The sequence below is a fragment of the Hafnia paralvei ATCC 29927 genome, from assembly GCF_001655005.1.
In the GTDB taxonomy this organism is placed as follows: Bacteria; Pseudomonadota; Gammaproteobacteria; order Enterobacterales; family Enterobacteriaceae; genus Hafnia; species Hafnia paralvei.
Window position 1 is genome coordinate 15,043 of record NZ_LXET01000052.1, and the last position, 17,887, is coordinate 32,929.

The 17,887-nt window shown below is 48.4% G+C and carries 16 protein-coding genes; 12 read left to right on the forward strand and 4 right to left on the reverse strand.

Going from position 1 to position 17,887, the window contains the following annotated elements; translation table 11 throughout:
* Nucleotides 1–196: 196 nt before the first annotated feature.
* The 8 genes from hydN (at nt 197) to hypE (ending at nt 9,682) form a co-directional block, all read left to right on the forward strand.
* Nucleotides 197–742 (forward strand): electron transport protein HydN, encoded by a 546-nt coding sequence (gene hydN, locus M988_RS16415; protein ID WP_008815112.1) that lies wholly within the window; start codon nt 197–199, stop codon nt 740–742.
* Nucleotides 743–863: 121 nt separating this feature from the next.
* The gene (gene fdhF / locus M988_RS16420) at nt 864–3,125 is read left to right on the forward strand and encodes a formate dehydrogenase subunit alpha (protein ID WP_082919470.1); all 2,262 of its coding nucleotides are present in this window, start codon (nt 864–866) and stop codon (nt 3,123–3,125) included.
* Between the two features lie 207 nt (nt 3,126–3,332).
* Nucleotides 3,333–5,633 carry a carbamoyltransferase HypF gene (gene hypF / locus M988_RS16425; RefSeq protein ID WP_064575018.1) on the forward strand — a complete coding sequence of 767 codons (2,301 nt, stop codon included), beginning with the start codon at nt 3,333–3,335 and terminating at the stop codon, nt 5,631–5,633.
* A gap of 109 nt (nt 5,634–5,742) precedes the next feature.
* Nucleotides 5,743–6,084: a hydrogenase maturation nickel metallochaperone HypA gene (gene hypA, locus M988_RS16430; RefSeq protein ID WP_035503530.1), complete on the forward strand. Its 342-nt coding sequence runs from the start codon at nt 5,743–5,745 to the stop codon at nt 6,082–6,084.
* Nucleotides 6,085–6,101: 17 nt separating this feature from the next.
* Nucleotides 6,102–7,223, forward strand: coding sequence for a hydrogenase nickel incorporation protein HypB (gene hypB, locus M988_RS16435; RefSeq protein WP_061059182.1), 1,122 nt, complete (start codon nt 6,102–6,104; stop codon nt 7,221–7,223).
* Nucleotides 7,214–7,510 carry a hydrogenase maturation factor HybG gene (gene hybG, locus M988_RS16440; RefSeq protein ID WP_004093282.1) on the forward strand — a complete coding sequence of 99 codons (297 nt, stop codon included), beginning with the start codon at nt 7,214–7,216 and terminating at the stop codon, nt 7,508–7,510. Before hypB ends, hybG begins: the two co-directional genes overlap by 10 nt.
* A gap of 13 nt (nt 7,511–7,523) precedes the next feature.
* Nucleotides 7,524–8,639: a hydrogenase formation protein HypD gene (gene hypD, locus M988_RS16445; protein ID WP_008815108.1), complete on the forward strand. Its 1,116-nt coding sequence runs from the start codon at nt 7,524–7,526 to the stop codon at nt 8,637–8,639.
* 14 nt (nt 8,640–8,653) lie between these two features.
* Nucleotides 8,654–9,682 carry a hydrogenase expression/formation protein HypE gene (gene hypE / locus M988_RS16450; protein ID WP_008815107.1) on the forward strand — a complete coding sequence of 343 codons (1,029 nt, stop codon included), beginning with the start codon at nt 8,654–8,656 and terminating at the stop codon, nt 9,680–9,682.
* 55 nt (nt 9,683–9,737) lie between these two features.
* On the opposite strand, the gene hycA is transcribed toward hypE, so the two are convergent.
* The 3 genes from hycA to lysA all read right to left on the reverse strand — a co-directional run bounded on the left by hycA (nt 9,738) and on the right by lysA (nt 14,133).
* Nucleotides 9,738–10,202: a formate hydrogenlyase regulator HycA gene (hycA, locus tag M988_RS16455; RefSeq protein WP_004093272.1), complete on the reverse strand. Its 465-nt coding sequence runs from the start codon at nt 10,200–10,202 to the stop codon at nt 9,738–9,740.
* 311 nt (nt 10,203–10,513) lie between these two features.
* Complete coding sequence (gene flhA / locus M988_RS16460) at nt 10,514–12,673, reverse strand: formate hydrogenlyase transcriptional activator FlhA (RefSeq protein WP_064575049.1); 2,160 nt, start codon at nt 12,671–12,673, stop codon at nt 10,514–10,516.
* Nucleotides 12,674–12,870: 197 nt separating this feature from the next.
* Nucleotides 12,871–14,133, reverse strand: coding sequence for a diaminopimelate decarboxylase (gene lysA / locus M988_RS16465; RefSeq protein WP_064575020.1), 1,263 nt, complete (start codon nt 14,131–14,133; stop codon nt 12,871–12,873).
* A 164-nt stretch (nt 14,134–14,297) separates the two neighbouring features.
* On the opposite strand from lysA, the gene M988_RS16470 reads away from it, so the two are divergent.
* Complete coding sequence (locus M988_RS16470; protein ID WP_008815104.1) at nt 14,298–15,218, forward strand: LysR family transcriptional regulator; 921 nt, start codon at nt 14,298–14,300, stop codon at nt 15,216–15,218.
* Nucleotides 15,219–15,313: 95 nt separating this feature from the next.
* A complete protein-coding gene (locus M988_RS16475; RefSeq protein ID WP_004093260.1) occupies nt 15,314–15,505 on the forward strand; it encodes a hypothetical protein in 192 nt (63 codons plus the stop codon).
* Between the two features lie 85 nt (nt 15,506–15,590).
* Here M988_RS16475 and M988_RS16480 read toward each other — a convergent pair whose 3' ends face one another.
* The gene (locus M988_RS16480; RefSeq protein ID WP_004093259.1) at nt 15,591–15,812 is read right to left on the reverse strand and encodes a putative periplasmic lipoprotein; all 222 of its coding nucleotides are present in this window, start codon (nt 15,810–15,812) and stop codon (nt 15,591–15,593) included.
* A gap of 763 nt (nt 15,813–16,575) precedes the next feature.
* Between M988_RS16480 and M988_RS16485 the strand changes: the two genes are divergently transcribed.
* Nucleotides 16,576–17,118, forward strand: a complete 543-nt coding sequence (locus M988_RS16485) for a fimbrial protein (RefSeq protein WP_008815103.1) — start codon at nt 16,576–16,578, stop codon at nt 17,116–17,118.
* Between the two features lie 78 nt (nt 17,119–17,196).
* Entirely contained in the window at nt 17,197–17,739 is a 543-nt protein-coding gene (locus M988_RS16490; RefSeq protein WP_008815102.1) for a fimbrial protein, read from the forward strand.
* The last annotated feature ends 148 nt before the right edge of the window (nt 17,740–17,887 follow it).

Below are 17,887 nucleotides of genomic sequence, written 5' to 3' on the forward strand. Positions count from 1 at the left end.
TGTCGAGGTTGAATTTTCACGCTGTTCTTTTCATTCATCTTAAATAAGTGCTAGAAGCAACTCACTAATTTAAAACAAAAAAACACAAACAAAACACACTTGGCATGATGTGTGCTTGCTAGTACCGATAAGCAATCTGAGCACGGGCAGTTCCGTTCTGCCCCACCAAATATAATGAGAAATCAGGAGTTAATTGATGAACCGGTTCGTCATTGCAGATCCTAAAAAATGTATCGGCTGCCGCACCTGTGAAGTCGCCTGCGTCATGGCTCACCGTGAAGATAGCGAACTTCACAACCTGTCCAAAGACAACTTCACTCCACGCATTCACGTGATTAAAGGGCAAAACGTTAGCACCGCTATCCTGTGTCGCCAATGTGAAGACGCGCCTTGCGCAAACGTCTGTCCGAACGGCGCTATCTCTCGCCAGAAAGACTTCATCTACGTATCACAAGAAAAATGCATCGGCTGTAAAACCTGCGTAGTGGCTTGCCCATATGGCACGATGGAAGTCGTAACCTCGCCGGTCGTTCGCCAAAATGGCGCCTCCGCTATGATGGTTTCGTCTAAAGCCGAAGCTAACAAATGCGATCTATGCCATACCCGTGAAAATGGCCCCGCTTGCGTAGAAACCTGCCCAACCAATGCGCTGAAACTGATCGACCGCAATGCTATGCAGGATCTGATCAACGAAAAACGCCGCCGTGCCGCACTCGATACCACCATTGATTTCATGTTTTAACTCTTTTGCTAAGCAGTTTTAGTCCCTATTGATTGACGTCGCAGTGAATTTACTGCGGCTTCAAACGTAAGGGATTGATTAACAACCATTCATTATCCCCGGTTCGGGGTAAGGTCTCGTTATGAATTCACCTATCGTGAATAATCAAATTGTTGTCAATAATCTAGATGTCGTGAACCACAACGTTGCAGTTAACGATGTTGTTGGGAAAAGCAAAGTTGTTACCGTCTGCCCATACTGCGGCGCAGGTTGCAAAATTAACCTGTGTGTTGAAAACGGCAAAATAGTACGCGCAGAGGGCGCCAATGGGGTCACCAATCAGGGCGAACTATGTCTGAAAGGGTATTTCGGTTGGGACTTTCTTAACGACACCAAACTGCTTACGCCGCGCTTGAATGAGCCCATGATCCGCCGTGAGAAAGGTGGAAAGTTCGAGGTTGTCTCTTGGGACGAAGCCATTCGTTATACCGCTCAGCGCCTAAAAGAAATCAAACAGAAGTACGGTGCGAAATCGATTATGCATACCGGTTCCTCTCGCGGAACCGGTAACGAAACCAACTATGTCATGCAAAAATTTGCACGTGCGGTAACCGGCAATAACAACGTCGATTGTTGCGCGCGCGTATGCCACGGCCCTTCTGTTGCAGGCCTGCAACAAACGCTGGGTAACGGTGCCATGAGTAACTCCATCAGCGATATTGAAAACTCTCAATGTTTGCTGGTATTTGGCTATAACTGCGCGGATTCTCACCCTATCGTCGCCCGCCGCGTGATCAAAGCCAAAGAGAAAGGTGCCAAAATCATCGTGTGCGACCCACGAAAAATAGAAACCGCACGCATTGCCGATCAGCACCTGCAAATGAAAAACGGAACCAACATGGCTTTGGTTAACGCTTTTGCGCATGTGCTGATTGAAGAAAACCTGTACGACAAAAGCTACGTCGCTAATTTCACCGAGGGTTTCGAGGAATATCGCAAAATTGTCGCCGACTACAGTCCAGAAGCGGTTGAAAAACTCGTAGGTATTCCTGCCGAAGATATTCGTCAAGCCATGCGCACCTATGCCGCAGCCCCTTCGGCTACCATCATGTGGGGCATGGGCGTGACACAGTTTGGTCAGGCCGTTGACGTCGTGAAAGGCTTGTCGGGTCTAGCCTTGCTCACCGGTAACTTAGGCCGTCCTAACGTTGGTGTGGGGCCCGTTCGTGGGCAAAACAACGTGCAGGGTGCCTGCGATATGGGGGTGCTACCCAATGAGTTTCCAGGCTATCAGTCGGTCACCGATCCTGAAATCCGCGCCAAATTTGCCAAAGCATGGGGCATCAACGTCGAAGACATGGATCCCGATGTCGGCTATCGGATCACTGAAGTGCCGCATCTGGCATTAGAAGGTAAGGTAAAAGCCTACTACATCATGGGCGAAGATCCATTACAGACCGAAGCTGATTTAGGCCTAGTTCGCAAGGGCTTCGAGGCTTTGGAATTTGTCGTTGTGCAAGACATCTTCATGACCAAAACAGCCGAGCAAGCCGACGTCATTTTACCTGCTACCAGTTGGGGCGAGCACGGTGGAATCTTTTCCTGCGCCGATCGTGGTTTCCAACGCTTTGGCAAGGCCATCGAAGCGAAAGGGAACGTTAAACGCGACTGGGAAATTATCAGCCTGTTAGCGACCGAGATGGGCTACCCGATGCATTACAACAGCAACGAAGAAATTTGGGATGAATTACGCGAGCTATGCCCACTTTATTACGGTGCGACCTACGAAAAAATAGGTGAAATGGGCCATATACAGTGGCCGTGCCCAACGCTAGATCATCCGGGCACGCCTTACCTATATAAAGATAACCATTTCGATACACCAACCGGTAAGGGTCAGCTATTCGCCACCGCTTGGCGTGCTCCCGCTGAAATACCCGATGCCGACTATCCTTTAGTACTCTGCACCGTACGCGAAGTTGGTCACTACAGCTGTCGTTCAATGACGGGTAACTGCGTGGCGCTACAGACGCTGGCCGATGAGCCTGGCTTTGTTCAGATCCATCCCGAAGATGCGCAGAGAATGGGCATACTCGATCAACAAATTATTTGGGTTGAATCCCGCCGCGGAAAGGTTATCTCTCGCTGTAATTACAACGAACGCATCAACAAAGGTGCGATCTATATGACCTATCAGTGGTGGATTGGCGCTTGTAATGAGCTAACGCAGGATAATTTGGATCCGGTATCAAAAACGCCAGAAACCAAATACTGCGCGGTCCGGGTTGAGCCAATTATCGATCAGGATTGGGCTGAGACATACGCCTCTCAGACCTATAACGAGATGAAATCACGGCTTCGCCATCACGTTGAGGATGCAGAACGCAGGATGGCGCACGCTTAACCATTCTCAATCTGTTTAGTATCCCCTCCCCGAATTTGGGGAGGGCATTAGAACTGCCCAATGGGAAAGTTATCACTGTATTTATTTGACCCTTTTTGCATGCTCGCTGCCCCACATCAAAGATGTTTATCGCTTAAGTACGGAAAATAGGCCTCTTCGATGTGGCGAAGTTTTGTCATTCCCACGAGTTAGTGTTCAGGAGCCCCTTTGAGTCAACAATCAATCTTGCTGAGAGTGAAAGGCAAAGTCCAAGGTGTTGGCTTTAGACCCTTCGTGTGGCAACTCGCTCAACGCTTAAAACTACAAGGCGAAGTCAGTAATGATGCTCAAGGGGTATTAATCGCACTGCGTTTACCTGCCGACGTGGCTTATTTTTGTCATCTGTTGCGTCAGGAATGCCCTCCGTTAGCACGTATTGACAGCATCAGTGAACACGAGTGGACTGGCGGCGAACTGCCCGATGAATTCTGCATTGTGGAAAGTGGTAAAGGCAAAATGGACACCCAGATTGTGCCCGATGCGGCTACCTGCCCAGAGTGTTTACGGGAAATGAGCGATCCCAACAATCGCCGTTTTGGCTATCCATTCATCAACTGCACCCACTGCGGCCCACGCTTCACCATTATTCACCGTATGCCCTACGATCGTCCTTTCACCGCCATGGCTAGCTTCCCGCTATGCCCAACCTGTGCTCAAGAGTACCAAAATCCCGCCAACAGGCGTTTTCATGCACAACCTACTGCCTGTGCCGACTGCGGCCCTCATTTATGGTGCAGTAATAGGGCCGGAGGACAGCCATTTACGGGACAACAGGCGTGGAAAGAACTGATAGACGTATTGCTTAACGGCGGTATTGCCGCCATTAAAGGAATTGGTGGATTCCATCTGGCCTGTGATGCCTCCAATCCACAGGCCATACAATTACTCCGCGAGCGCAAGCGACGCCCAGCAAAGCCGTTGGCCGTTATGTTGCCCAATGAACATTGGGTGCGCGCTTTCTGTCGAGACGACGTCTCAGCCGATTTACTCTCGCTGTTAAAGAGTCCCGCAGCCCCTATTGTTCTGCTCCCAAAATCATCGTTAGTGCTTGATGGCATTGCGCCTGGCCTAGACGAAGTCGGCGTAATGCTACCATCCAATCCTGTGCACCATCTGCTGCTACAAAAGATCGGACGCCCGCTTGTCATGACCTCTGGTAACGCCAATGGTTTACCACCCGCGCTTAGCAACCAACAGGCGCTGCACGAGCTCACTGGCATTGCCGATATTTGGTTACTGCATAATCGCGACATCGTGCAGCGCGCTGACGACTCCGTTATTCGCTGGCACACCAACGGCAGCGAAATGCTGCGCCGTTCACGCGGTTTTGTTCCAGACAGCTTCGATCTGCCAGAGGATTTTCGTCATTTACCCTCGATTGCCGCCGTCGGCGGTGATTTAAAAAATACGTTTTGCCTTCTGAAAGGTAACCGTGCGGTGCTGAGTCAACATCTCGGTGATTTGAGCGACGAGCGCGTACAGCAGCAATTCACCCAAACATGGGAACTATTGCACCAAATCTATCAGTTTGTGCCTGAAGCCTTGGCCTGCGATCTGCATCCAGCCTATGCCAGTACTCAGCTCGCTCAACGGTGGGCAGAAAAGGCGGATTTAACCTGTTTGCCGATTCAGCACCATCATGCCCATCTGGTAGCGTGCATGGCCGAGCACAACATTGCGCTGGATACACCACCGCTCGTTGGGCTTGCGCTCGACGGTATCGGCTATGGAACGGATGATTCGCTATGGGGTGGAGAGTGTCTGCGGGTCGATTATCGACAAATGCAGCGCCTAGGCGGCTTACCTGCCGTTGCGCTGCCCGGCGGAGACTTAGCGGCTCGGCAGCCGTGGCGCAATCTTTTAGCACAGCTACTACGCTTCGTACCGCATTGGCAGCAATATCCCGAAGCCCAATTTATTTTGTCGCAGCCATGGCAGATTTTACAGCGAGCGGTCGAGCGTAATCTTAATAGCCCATTGGCGTCCTCTACGGGAAGATTATTTGACGCCGCCGCCGCTGCGCTAAATATTTGTGCAGAAGCTATCAGCTTTGAAGGTGAAGCGGCCTGCCGCCTGGAAGCGTTAGCGCAGCAGGCAAAAAGCAAAAATGCGCCCATATCCCTCCCCTTAGATGAGCAAAATAACCTCGACATGGCAGTGTTTTGGCAGCAGTGGTTAAGCTGGCAGGCACCTCCAGAAGAGCGTGCCTACGCATTTCATGCGGCACTAGCCCAAGGGCTGGCGGATTTAGTTCGCGTGCATGCCGAGGCTGAAAATTGTCGCACTATCGTGATGTCAGGGGGCGTATTGCATAACCGCTTACTGCGCCAGCTGTTACATCAAAACTTAGCGGATTTCACGCTGTTGCTGCCGCAGAAATTACCTGCTGGCGATGGCGCCTTAGCACTTGGACAAGCCGTGATCGCTGCCGTACAGCTATCGGATGCGAGGACGATCGCAAAGACATAAACGTCACGCTACCACGGTGCCGCCAATGCGTTATCTAATGACGGTAATCAAGGTCTCATCGGGTGTATTCGCCGAGGATATGCCCGCCATAAAAAATAAGATCATAATTATGCATGAACTGACCCTATGCCAAAGCGCATTTGACATCATTGAACAGCAGGCTAAAGCCAACAACGTGAAGCGCGTAACGGGCGTGTGGCTGGAGATTGGCGCGCTATCCTGTATTGAAGAGAGCGCCGTACATTTTTGTTTTGACATCGTCTGCCGCGGCAGCGTGGCCGAAGGCTGCAAATTGCACATCACCACCCAGCCTGCACAGGCGTGGTGCTGGGACTGTAGTCAGTCAATCACCGTATCTGCACATGACGCCGGATGCCCACACTGCCAGAGCCATAATCTGCGCGTGGACAGCGGCGACAGCATGCAAATCAAACAAATCGAAATCGAATAGTTTTCGGGAGAGAATTTATGTGTACTACCTGCGGTTGCGCGGCTGGCGAACAGCGTATTGAAGGCGACGATCATCATCACGATCATGAGCATCACCATGCACACGGGCATACACACCCGCATGGTGACCATCATCACGATCATGAACATCATCATGAACATGCGCACGGCCACCATCATGACCATGAACACCACGGCCATGAACACCATGGGCATCACCACCACGCACAAGATGAGCACCCACAGACCGTCGTCGTCCATCACCATTACCACCACACCGGCGACGTGCATCATCATCACTATAATTATGTTTTGGCTTCTGATGCCGAACTGCATCTTCATGATCATCAGCACAAACATAAAAATAAGAATAAAAACAAAGGTAAACACCAGCACATACACGAAGAAAAATTCGTACCAGAACAGCAGGACAACGATCTGCACTACGGAAAAGGTGAAGCCGGTAGCCACGCGCCCGGCATGACTCAGCGCCGTATGCTGCAAATTGAACAAGACGTGCTCGGTAAAAATAATCATCTGGCAGAGCACAACCGTGAGCACTTTACCCAACAGCACATTGCTGCGCTAAATTTAGTTTCCAGCCCTGGTTCAGGCAAAACAACGCTGCTAACTGAAACATTGAAGCGTATTGCTGATCGGTATAGCTGTGCCGTCATTGAAGGCGATCAGCAAACCACCAACGACGCTGAACGTATCCGTGCCACTGGTGTACCCGCCATTCAAGTTAATACCGGTAAAGGCTGTCATTTAGACGCTCAAATGGTGCACGACGCCATGCATCGTCTGGATCTACCAGACCACAGCCTGCTGTTTATTGAAAACGTAGGAAATCTGGTTTGCCCAGCCAGTTTTGATTTAGGCGAACGCCATAAAGTTGCCGTACTGTCCGTTACCGAAGGCGAAGATAAGCCGCTGAAGTACCCTCATATGTTTGCAGCCTCTTCCCTGATGATCATCAATAAAATCGACCTGCTCCCGTATCTGCATTTTGACGTTGAGGCCTGCATCGCCAACGCTAAACGTGTAAATCCGCAGATCACCGTGATTCAGCTTTCTGCCACCAGCGGCGAAGGTATGGACGCTTGGCTCGCTTGGTTGGAGACGAATGTATGTGCTTAGGAATTCCGGGGCAGGTGGTTGCCGTTGGCGATGATATTCATCAAATGGCCACGGTCGACGTATGCGGCGTGAAACGCGAAGTCAATATTGCATTGGTCTGCGAGGGCTCACCGCAAGATATGCTCGGACAGTGGGTATTGGTTCACGTAGGCTTTGCCATGAGCATTCTGGATGAGGCTGAAGCCAAAGATACGCTAGACGCATTAATGGCAATGCAAGAAGTCGAAGAAGACGTTGGCTACTTTCTCCGTAATGGCGAGCCAGCGCCACAGGTCAGTGAAAAGTAAGGTGATATAAGATATGCAGTTCGTTGATGAATTCCGCAATCCTGAACTGGCAAAAAAACTGGTTCAGCGCATTACCGAACGGGTTCGTTCCTTGCCTTCACACTGCCGACTTCCTTTACAGTTGATGGAGGTTTGCGGCGGACACACACATGCGATCTTCAAATTCGGGCTGGATCAATTACTTCCACCAGAGATCGAGTTTGTGCATGGCCCCGGCTGCCCTGTCTGTGTTCTTCCTATGGGACGTATCGACGAATGCGTTGAAATAGCTAACCAACCAGACGTGATTTTCTGCACGTTTGGGGATGCCATGCGCGTGCCCGGACGCCATGGCTCGTTGCTAGATGCTAAACGCAAAGGCGCAGATGTTCGTATCGTTTACTCTCCGCTTGATGCGCTTACGCTGGCTCAGCAAAACCCCGATAAAGAAGTCGTGTTCTTTGGACTTGGTTTTGAAACCACCATGCCAAGCACCGCGGTAACCTTGCAGCAGGCTAAAGCGCTAGGGCTGAAAAACTTTACCGTTTTCTGCCAGCACATCACCATTACTCCAACGCTGCGTAGCTTATTACAGCAGCCTGACGTGCGCATCGACGGCTTCCTCGCGCCGGGTCATGTCAGCATGGTGATAGGTGCTCACCCTTATGAGTTTATCTGCGAAGATTTCCATAAGCCGTTGGTGATTACCGGCTTTGAGCCGCTAGATATCCTACAAGCCTTGGATATGCTGGTGGCTCAGATAGCAGAAGAGCGTTGCAGCGTCGAAAATCAATATCGCCGCATCGTTCCCGATCACGGTAATGCTATTGCGCAAAAAGTATTAGATGACGTCTTTGTAACCAAAGACAGCAGCGAATGGCGAGGCTTGGGAGAAATTGCTCATTCTGGCGTTGGCTTAAGCCCTGCTTATGCTCAATTTGATGCCGAACTGCGCTTTCATCCTCAAGAACAGAAAGTGGCAGACGATCCACGAGCACGCTGTGGCGATGTTCTAACCGGCCGTTGTAAACCCGCCGACTGCCCTCTGTTTGGTGAAGGCTGTAATCCACAAAACGCATTTGGCGCCTTGATGGTTTCATCTGAGGGAGCCTGTGCGGCGTTCTACCAATATCGTCGTGGGCTTGAATAAAAAAGGTACGAATAATGAGTGAATGGTCTAAAGATGATGTGATCACAATGGCGCACGGCAGCGGTGGTCGCGCCATGCAACAACTCCTAGATACGCTGTTTCTACCGTTGTTTAGCAATCCCGCTTTAGATGAACGTGAAGATCAGGCTCGCCTGCCGCTGAGCATTTTTAATCAGCACGGCGATCGCCTAGCTTTCACGACCGATAGCTACGTTATCGATCCGATCTTTTTCCCCGGCGGCGACATAGGCAAATTAGCCGTATGTGGCACTGCAAACGATTTAGCGGTGAGCGGTGCTCAGCCTAAGTACCTCTCCTGTGGCTTTATCCTGGAGGAAGGATTGCCGTTGCTGGATTTGGAAAAGATCGTGCGCAGCATGGCTGCAACCGCTAAAGCCGCCAATATTCAGATTGTCACCGGCGATACTAAGGTTGTGCAGCGCGGTGCGGCAGATAAGATCTTTATCAACACCGCGGGTATCGGCGCGATCCCTAATGATATCCATTGGGGAGCTTCTGAAATTCAACCGGGTGACAAGCTGATCGTCAGCGGCACCTTGGGCGATCACGGCGCGACAATCCTGAATTTGCGTGAGCAACTTGGGCTTGAAGCCGAATTGATCAGCGATTGCGCTGTTCTCGCTCCCTTGATTGCACCTTTACGAAATATTCCTGGTGTACGCGCTTTGAGAGACGCCACGCGCGGTGGAGTTACAGCCATTATGCATGAGTTCGCCAACGCCAGCGGATGCGGTATTGATGTGATTGAGCAGTCACTGCCGGTAAAAAATGCCGTTCGAGGCATTTGTGAATTATTAGGCCTAGAACCGCTGAACTTCGCCAATGAAGGGAAATTGGTTATTGCCGTAGCGCCTGAAGCTGAACAAGCGGTACTGGATAGCTTGCATGCACACCCACTCGGCGTAGATGCGGCTACCATTGGTGACGTTACCGAAGGCAAACAGGTGCGTTTAACGGGAATGTATGGCACTTCACGCCTGCTAGATTTACCGCATAGCGAGCCGTTACCGAGGATTTGCTAAGAAACATATTGTCCACTTCTGGCCGCCGTTATGCAGCCAGAAGTGGATAGGTAAACTAATGCGCCCCTAATTTACCTACCAACAACTCCCGCACTGGCTGGTTGGTATTCATCGCCTGATACAAGGTCTCGTACAGGTCGTGAATTTTATCCAGATAGTGCTCTAGCACAGCGTCCATAGAACGATTGTTGACAGTACCGTCAATCAGGCCATTCTCATCGATTGTCGAATGACTGATTTCAACAAAATGATCTTCACCCTGTTCATCGTTCATACGCAGGCCATACTGAATTTTTTTGCTGTAGAACTCATCTGCCAGCTTCACTTCAACCATAAAGTGATCAAACACGGTGAAGTTAACGCTATCGCCATCCCCGCAGCTGAACTCATGAAAAATCTTCAGTTTTGAAGAGGTCGCGGCTTTAATCAGGCTGCTTTTGTACAGAGCCCATTGCGCCATTAATTTTTCATTTTTGTCATGGATATAAAGCGACTTTTCGGTTAATTCGCTGACCTTCATGCTTCTTTGCCTCGCTCCACATTGTGGGTTGGAGTTTGTTACTCAGGGCTTAGCCCCATTGATAGATTTGACGCTCAATCAGGCCGTAATCCAGCAGCGTTGAACGTTTCAATCCATACAAAGCATAATCCGTGCCAAAAAGTAAAATTAATGAATAATTGATATTATTCAATTGGTTAACTTCGGCATTTCATTGAGAAGGCGTAAAAAACATGATGATGAAACGAGGAATGATGACGCTTCGACATTTATGTCGAAGAAAATGTCACGGGCGAAAAAAGCCAATTTCCGCCCGAGTCATAAGAGATAAATCAGTCTTTAGCAGAAATGCCCAGACGCTGCATACGGGAAATCAGTGTCGTGCGTTTCAATCCTAGGCGAGCCGCAGCACCGCGTGGCCCAGCCACAATGCCGTTAGTTTCTCGCAGAGCATTGAGAATACGTTCACGTTCGCTAAGTTCGCCGTCTTGTTCATGCGGCACTTTTTCTGCGGGCTTAGATGCCTTTGGCATCGTCCATGTCGACGAAGAAGACGGTATTTCTCTCGCAGGCTTATTCACCAACGGCGGTGAAAGATGATATTGCAGTTCGTTAAGCTGTAAATTCAGCACAGGGCCACGCGTCAAGATAACTGCGCGTTCAATGATGTTCTCCAATTCACGAATATTCCCCGGCCATGGCAAATCACACAGCATGCGGATGGTTTCCGTTGGAATGCTATCAATGGTGCGGTTCATCCGTTTGGCAATTTTGCGCGTAAAGAATTTAACCAGTAACGGAATATCTTCTGGACGTTCACGCAGCGGCGGGATCACGATAGGGAAAACATTTAGGCGATAGTAGAGATCGCTACGGTATTCACGGTCCAGAACCATCTGCTTTAAATCACGATTGGTGGCCGCAATCAGACGCACATCGACAGGGATAACTTTATTCCCACCCAGACGTTCAATTTCGCGCTCTTGCAGTACTCGCAACAGTTTAGGTTGTAGCTCGAGAGGAATATCTCCCACTTCATCCAAAAACAGTGAGCTTTTGTTTGCTAGCTCAAAACGCCCCATTCTCTGCGACGTTGCTCCGGTATAAGCCCCTTTTTCATGACCGAACAGATCGCTTTCAATCAGCCCGCTTGGAATTGCCGCGCAGTTCATCTTCACCATGCGTTTTTGGTTACGGGAACTCAGATTATGGATGGCTTGCGCAATCAGCTCTTTACCTGTTCCGGTTTCTCCCAGAATCAACACGCTACAATCACTAGAAGCGACCATTTCGACCTGCTCTAGCACGCTTTTGATGGCGGCGCTTTGCCCCACAATCTCACCAAAATCACTATCTTGGCGAATTTGCTCGGTCAAATAACGGTTCTCATGAACCAAACTATCCTTCAGGCGAGAAATTTCACCATAAGCCAGCGCGTTGTCCACAGCGATAGCGATACGAGCCGCTATTTGGCGTAGCAGTTTAAGGTTGTTATCGCTGAAGATGGCTGGCTGACATTGAGCTAGTTTAAGCACGCCCAACACTTTGTTGCCGAAGACCAGCGGAAGCTGACAAATCGTCTGATGACCAAACTCTAACATCTGAGCTAACTGACGATCTTGTGGCGCCAAACGTGTGGAGTCCTGCAAATCCATCAACAGCATCTCTTCACTTTGCACCACCTGCTGAGCAAGAGAGCCTTCCAGCGGTAAGTACTTTTGCTCGCGCAGCACCGGCTTTCCACTTTGATAACAGGCCACATAGGCTTTGAAGCGATCTTCCTGTTCATCAAAAATAGATAGGCCGATGTAATCAATACCAAAGAAACGATGGATCTCTTTGGAGACCTCAGCGGCCAGTGCGTCTAGCTCTAGCTTAGAAGTCACGGCATTGGTTACGTCGACTAAAATGCGGTAATGATCGCGCTCGCGACGAAGGCTCTCTTCTTCAAGCTGAACATGTTCGCGCTCAAGAATATTCTCGAGTACGCTGGCAACCACATCAGATAACGGCAAAGCCAACGCCAACTCGCTTTCACTAAACTGCTGATTACCGTGTTTAATGAATTCAATGCCGCCTAATCTTTGGCGTGGTGTTGTCAGCGGTAGCTGATAATAAACATTAAGAGAGCGATACTGCGCTAATTCTGAAACCTGCGGGAACTGTTGAATAAACTGCTCGCGCTGACAGCAAATAGGTTGCTGATCCGCCCACACTTTCCCCCCAGGTCCTTCAGCCAATAAAACATCATTGGAACACTGCATCTGTTTGCTTTCAGGCTGATAGCCATAATGTGTTATACGGTTATGCAGAGGGTCGAGGCGCAAGATATTAACGCGATCAAAACGAATAACGGAAAATGACAAGCCGTGGAGAGCCTGCATCAGCTCAGAGAGGGTTCGCTGAGCAAGCAGCGTTTGTGTGGCCTGATGCAGCATATCCTGCCAGACCGGATTCATTCTGGTCGAAGACTGTATTTTGACGGTATTCATAACTGAAGATGATGCGCGTGAAATGATTAGGTCGGTTATTTTACGGGAAAGAAAACCAGAATAGATATGATCTGAATGCTTAAATATGACAATTATTGCCATTGTAATGGTGGCAAATAATAACCATTATTCTTTGAACATGTGCGTCAACAATTCGCTAACGCACATGAAACTATTAATAAATATAATTAGTAAAATTATACCATCTCTAGTGCCAATAATTCTTCAATCGTCTGACGACGGCGAATTAAACGCGACTCACCATTTTCAAACAACACCTCAGGTAGCAACGGGCGACTGTTGTAGTTCGACGACATCGACGCACCATATGCACCGGTATCATGGAAAACCAGATAATCGCCTACCTGTGCGGCCGGTATTGAACGCGTTTCAACTTCCCCGCCCGCTTTTTGCGTAAACACATCACCAGATTCACAGAGCGGCCCACCAATCACAGACTCAACCCGAGGCTGAGCAGTCACGTCTCGTCCATCCGCAGGCAAGAGAGAAATATGATGATAGCTACCATACATTGCTGGGCGCATAAGATCGTTGAAACCCGCATCAACCAAAACAAAATGGCGGCTACCCATATTTTTCACCGCGCGAACCTGTGCCACCAACACACCTGACTCAGCAACCAAGTAGCGACCCGGCTCAATCTCCAAATGCACAGGATGGCCTAGATGACGAGCGATACGCTCTCGCGCGTCGTTCCATAAGCCATAGTAGTGAGAAACGTTAATCGACTCGTCACCCTGCTGATAGGGAATCGATAAACCGCCGCCCGCAGAGATCGCCTGAATATCATGACCTAGCTCGATTACCTGACGTACCATCGTATCGCAAACCTGCGCGAGATGCTGATAGTCCACACCTGAACCAATGTGCATATGCAAACCTATCAGCTCTAGATCGTACTGTTTGATTAATGCCAGCGCCTGCGGCAGTTCTTCAAACCAGATACCATGCTTGCTGTTCTCACCGCCGGTGTTTGTTTTCTGGCTGTGGCCGTGACCAAACCCTGGGTTCACACGCAGCCAGACCGGATGCCCTGCCGAGCGCTCTCCCAACTGCTTCAGCATATCGGCTGATCCAGCATTCACGGGAATATTCAGTTCAACCACGCGAGCAATCGTCGCTTCATCGAGTACATCAGCGGTAAACACGATTTGGCTTGGCGAGCCTCCGGGTTGAAAACCCGCCAGCAGTGCACGTTCTATTTCCCCTAAAGAAACGGAGTCCACCTTCACGCCTTGCTGATGCATTAACCGCAGAATATGAATGTTCGAGCAGGCTTTTTGCGCAAAACGAATTACATCAAATTCGCGCAGTTCTTCAATCTGCTGTTTAATGATCTCGCCATCATAAACCCATACAGGGCCACCAAAACGTGACGGTAGCGTAATGAGATTATCGGCATTCAGCGAAGTAGTGCGATCGTTTAGCGAACGTGGCATGGCATCCTCTCGGCGGTCAGTCTATTTTTGTGGTTATTTGATTTTGTGGTTATTTGATGTTGTGCTTCGATTATTGCCACTGAGTGTGCCTTTAATAAAATATCTATTTAGGGCAAGTCTATTCATTTATGATATGGCTTTATCTCGCTTGGAGTTCGTCGACCATGTCTGCTATTTCTTTGCGCCAGATCGAAATCTTTCATGCGGTAATGACGACAGGCAATTTGACCGAAGCCGCGGCATTGCTAAATACGTCACAACCCACTGTCAGTCGTGAGTTAGCTCGATTTGAAAAACTGCTGCAGATGTCTCTATTCGACCGAGTTCGTGGGCGACTGAGACCCACAGCACAGGGGTTACAGCTCTTTGAGGAAGTACAGCGTTCATACTATGGCATTGAGCGTATTGTTGACGCTGCAACTCACATTCGACAATTCCAGCAGGCTCAGCTCTCTATTGCATGTCTGCCCGCGTTCTCGCAGTCTCTGTTGCCCAATGTCTGCCGTACATTTTTGGGCGAGTACCAAGACGTAAGCCTAAATGTGATTCCACAAGAGTCTCCTTTATTAGAAGAGTGGCTGTCCGCACAGCGCTACGATCTTGGATTAACAGAGAACACTTATACGCCACCAGGCACTGAACGCCGGACGCTGGCTACCTTAAACGAGATTTGCGTACTACCGAGCAATCATCCATTGCTCAGTAAAAAACGGCTGACACCCCAAGACTTTGAGGAACAACGTTATATCAGTCTGTCGCCTAACGATGGCTATCGCCAAACGCTAGACGCTCTCTTTCATCGCGAGCAGGTTAGTCGTCAGATGGTGGTAGAAACCCACAGCGCCGCGTCTATTTGTGCAATGGTGTGCCAAGGAGTTGGCGTTTCGATTGTCAATCCGCTCACCGCGCTGGATTTCGTAGGGTGTGGCGTAGAAATCAGACCCTTTAGCGTTGACGTCCCCTTTACCGTAAGTCTGATTGTACCGAAGCATCGTCCTTCTTCGGCGCTGGTTGAAGCGTTTATTGCTCATCTGGAAGGCTACATTTCCGAAGTCTATCTACGCCTTAAAGGGTCTTTCCCCTAATTCTAAGAATCGTCGGTTTTATCTGGGCATTCACCAACATTGTCTATACTGAAAAGAACTATCACACTGATTTCATCAGACAATAAGGAGCAAAAATGGCAGGTAAACCGCCCTATCCAAGACATGCAGAGATCGTTGAAATCCGTAAAGGTACACAGGGAGCAACTGAAATTTGGTATGAGCTACGGGCAGATCACCCTCGTCCCAATACATTAATCAGCGAGCATCCAACACATCAAGAAGCACTGGACGCAAAAACACGCTATGAAGATGAAAAGAAAGAATAAAATGGCGCGACTAAGCATTAAAACAAAAACTCAGCCTAGGCTGAGTTTTTGTTTACCTACCGCTAACGAAGTCTAAACGATAGCGTTATTTAGTTAACGCGATGATACCCAACGTCAAACCAGCAACCGCCGCTGCGCCACCAGCAATAGCCCCCGCCGTCTCCCAATTATCCTGAGTCGTACCTTTCATACAGGTATTGGTATGCACTAATCGCCCTTCCGAATCATAGCTCGGCACACATGGTGATTCTGTTGCACAACCCGCTAGCAGCGTTGAAAACAACACGATAGCAATTAACTTTTTCATGGTACACCTCAAGAGGCTCAAGCCTTAAGCAACATGCTTCAGGCGCAACTCTAGCACTCTACGCACGATGAGAGAGTAATGAATAGTTGCAAAGTATTTGGATTGTAAAGAGTGTGATGTCGCAATTGCCCCTGACGCTCAGATGCATGTTAGATCAACCGTCCATTAAGCAGTCAAATAACGAGATATAATCAATCCAGAGAAAATTCTTATGAAAATAAGTTAACCCATAACCAAAACCATTACCTTACTCCAGCACGTCATCAAAACCTGCCAAGAATTTATACCCTATATATTTTCCTAGAGCCAAATTATTAAACCATTAAGAATAAACCTCATAAGTTTAAGGTTCATATAATATCAATATGTTGCATTTTTGTAATTTAAATCATTTAAAAATAAAACCATAAGGAATTATCTTAATTCGCCAATGAATTAACTAGGAACATTCCAAATAAATCCAGATATCAGGACTTTTATTCCAACAGCAGCACAAGCATTGTTAACAAACGATCTGAACCTCTAAGGATAAAATAACAATTAGAAAAATATACCGAATTCTTTTTATTGATTAGCAAAGCCTTTTATGTATAAACAAAATAATTGTAATATTGATTTGTTAAATGGATTTATGAAATATCTTTCATTTAATAAAAATCGACATTTAAAACCGCTGAATAAAATAGAGTAGCAAGTACATAAATTTTCACCATGTGCTGTTACTTATTGATAGCAATATGCTAAATCTCTAGGAATATACAATATGAAAACGAATAAACTGGCAATTATTGCAGCTTTAGCTGCTGGCATGACGTCTATGACTGCATTTGCGGCTTACACGGGTTCTCCAACTACAGGTGAAATTCAATTCCAGGGTGAACTGGTCAACTCTGCCTGTGGTTTAGCGCCATCATCTAGCCCAGTGGTTGTTGATTTTGGCCAGATCCCAACTTCAGCTTTAGCTAATGGCCAGCAAGCCGGCAATATTCAGAAGAATATTGAATTGCAGGATTGCGATACTACTGTGGCAAAAACTGCGACGGTGACCTATAACCCAAACACCATTAACACAGCCGATAATACCTTAGCTGCCTTCACTTCTGGCACCGCTTCAGGCGCAGGTATCGGTTTGAAAGACAACGCAAGTAACAACGTGGTTTGGGGTCAAAAAATGACACCAGTTCAGTTGGTTAACGGCACTAACAAGATCCCATTTGTCGCTTACCTGAAAGCTGACAATGCATCTGGTGCAGTAACCCCAGGTGCATTCCAATCTACCGTTAACTTCCAGATTGATTATCAATAAATCAGCCGTACAACGCGGGAGCATTCCCGCGTTTATTTTCACCCTTGGATAGAACATTATTCCTGACAGGGAGACATCATGTTTATCCGCAGCTGGCTATATATTGCTATCGGTGTCATTCCGATCCTTGCCCATGCGCAAACAGGAAATATAACACCGGGTAGCCTAAGTATGAAAGGTGAATTAATCGAAGCTGCCTGTGTGATTGATCCACTCTACCGAGAACAGTGGATCGAGTTTGGAAATATCTCAGCGAGGGATATAGCGCAAGGTTCCGGCGTGTTACTCACAAAAAATTTTAATATCAAGCTAACCGGTTGTGCTTTGGCTAGCGTTATAAAACCCGGCAGTTATTACCATAGCGCAAACGTAACATTCACCGGCATACCTGACTCATCCGACAACCAACTATTAGCCATTGACGGGGAAGCTAGAGGCTTTGCAATTCAATTAGCTGATACTCATGGTGAAATATTAACACTGGGTAAGAACACACCTGATTATGCCTTGATGGATGGTGACAACATTTTGAATTTCAGCGCGTCACTCGTCTCAACAGGGCGAAATATTCGTGCGGGCGATTTCTATGCCACGGCGCGTTTTTTCATGGACTACCTGTAACTCAACGGCAGGTTAGCTATGTATATCCAAAATAATTCGAGCCGCATTGGGGTGGAAAAAGAGTAAACACCGTTAATAAAGATGCAGCTTGAAGTATGAAGGGAATATCTGACGGGGGGCGTTTTAGCTCGCTCTTAAGGGCTGCGCA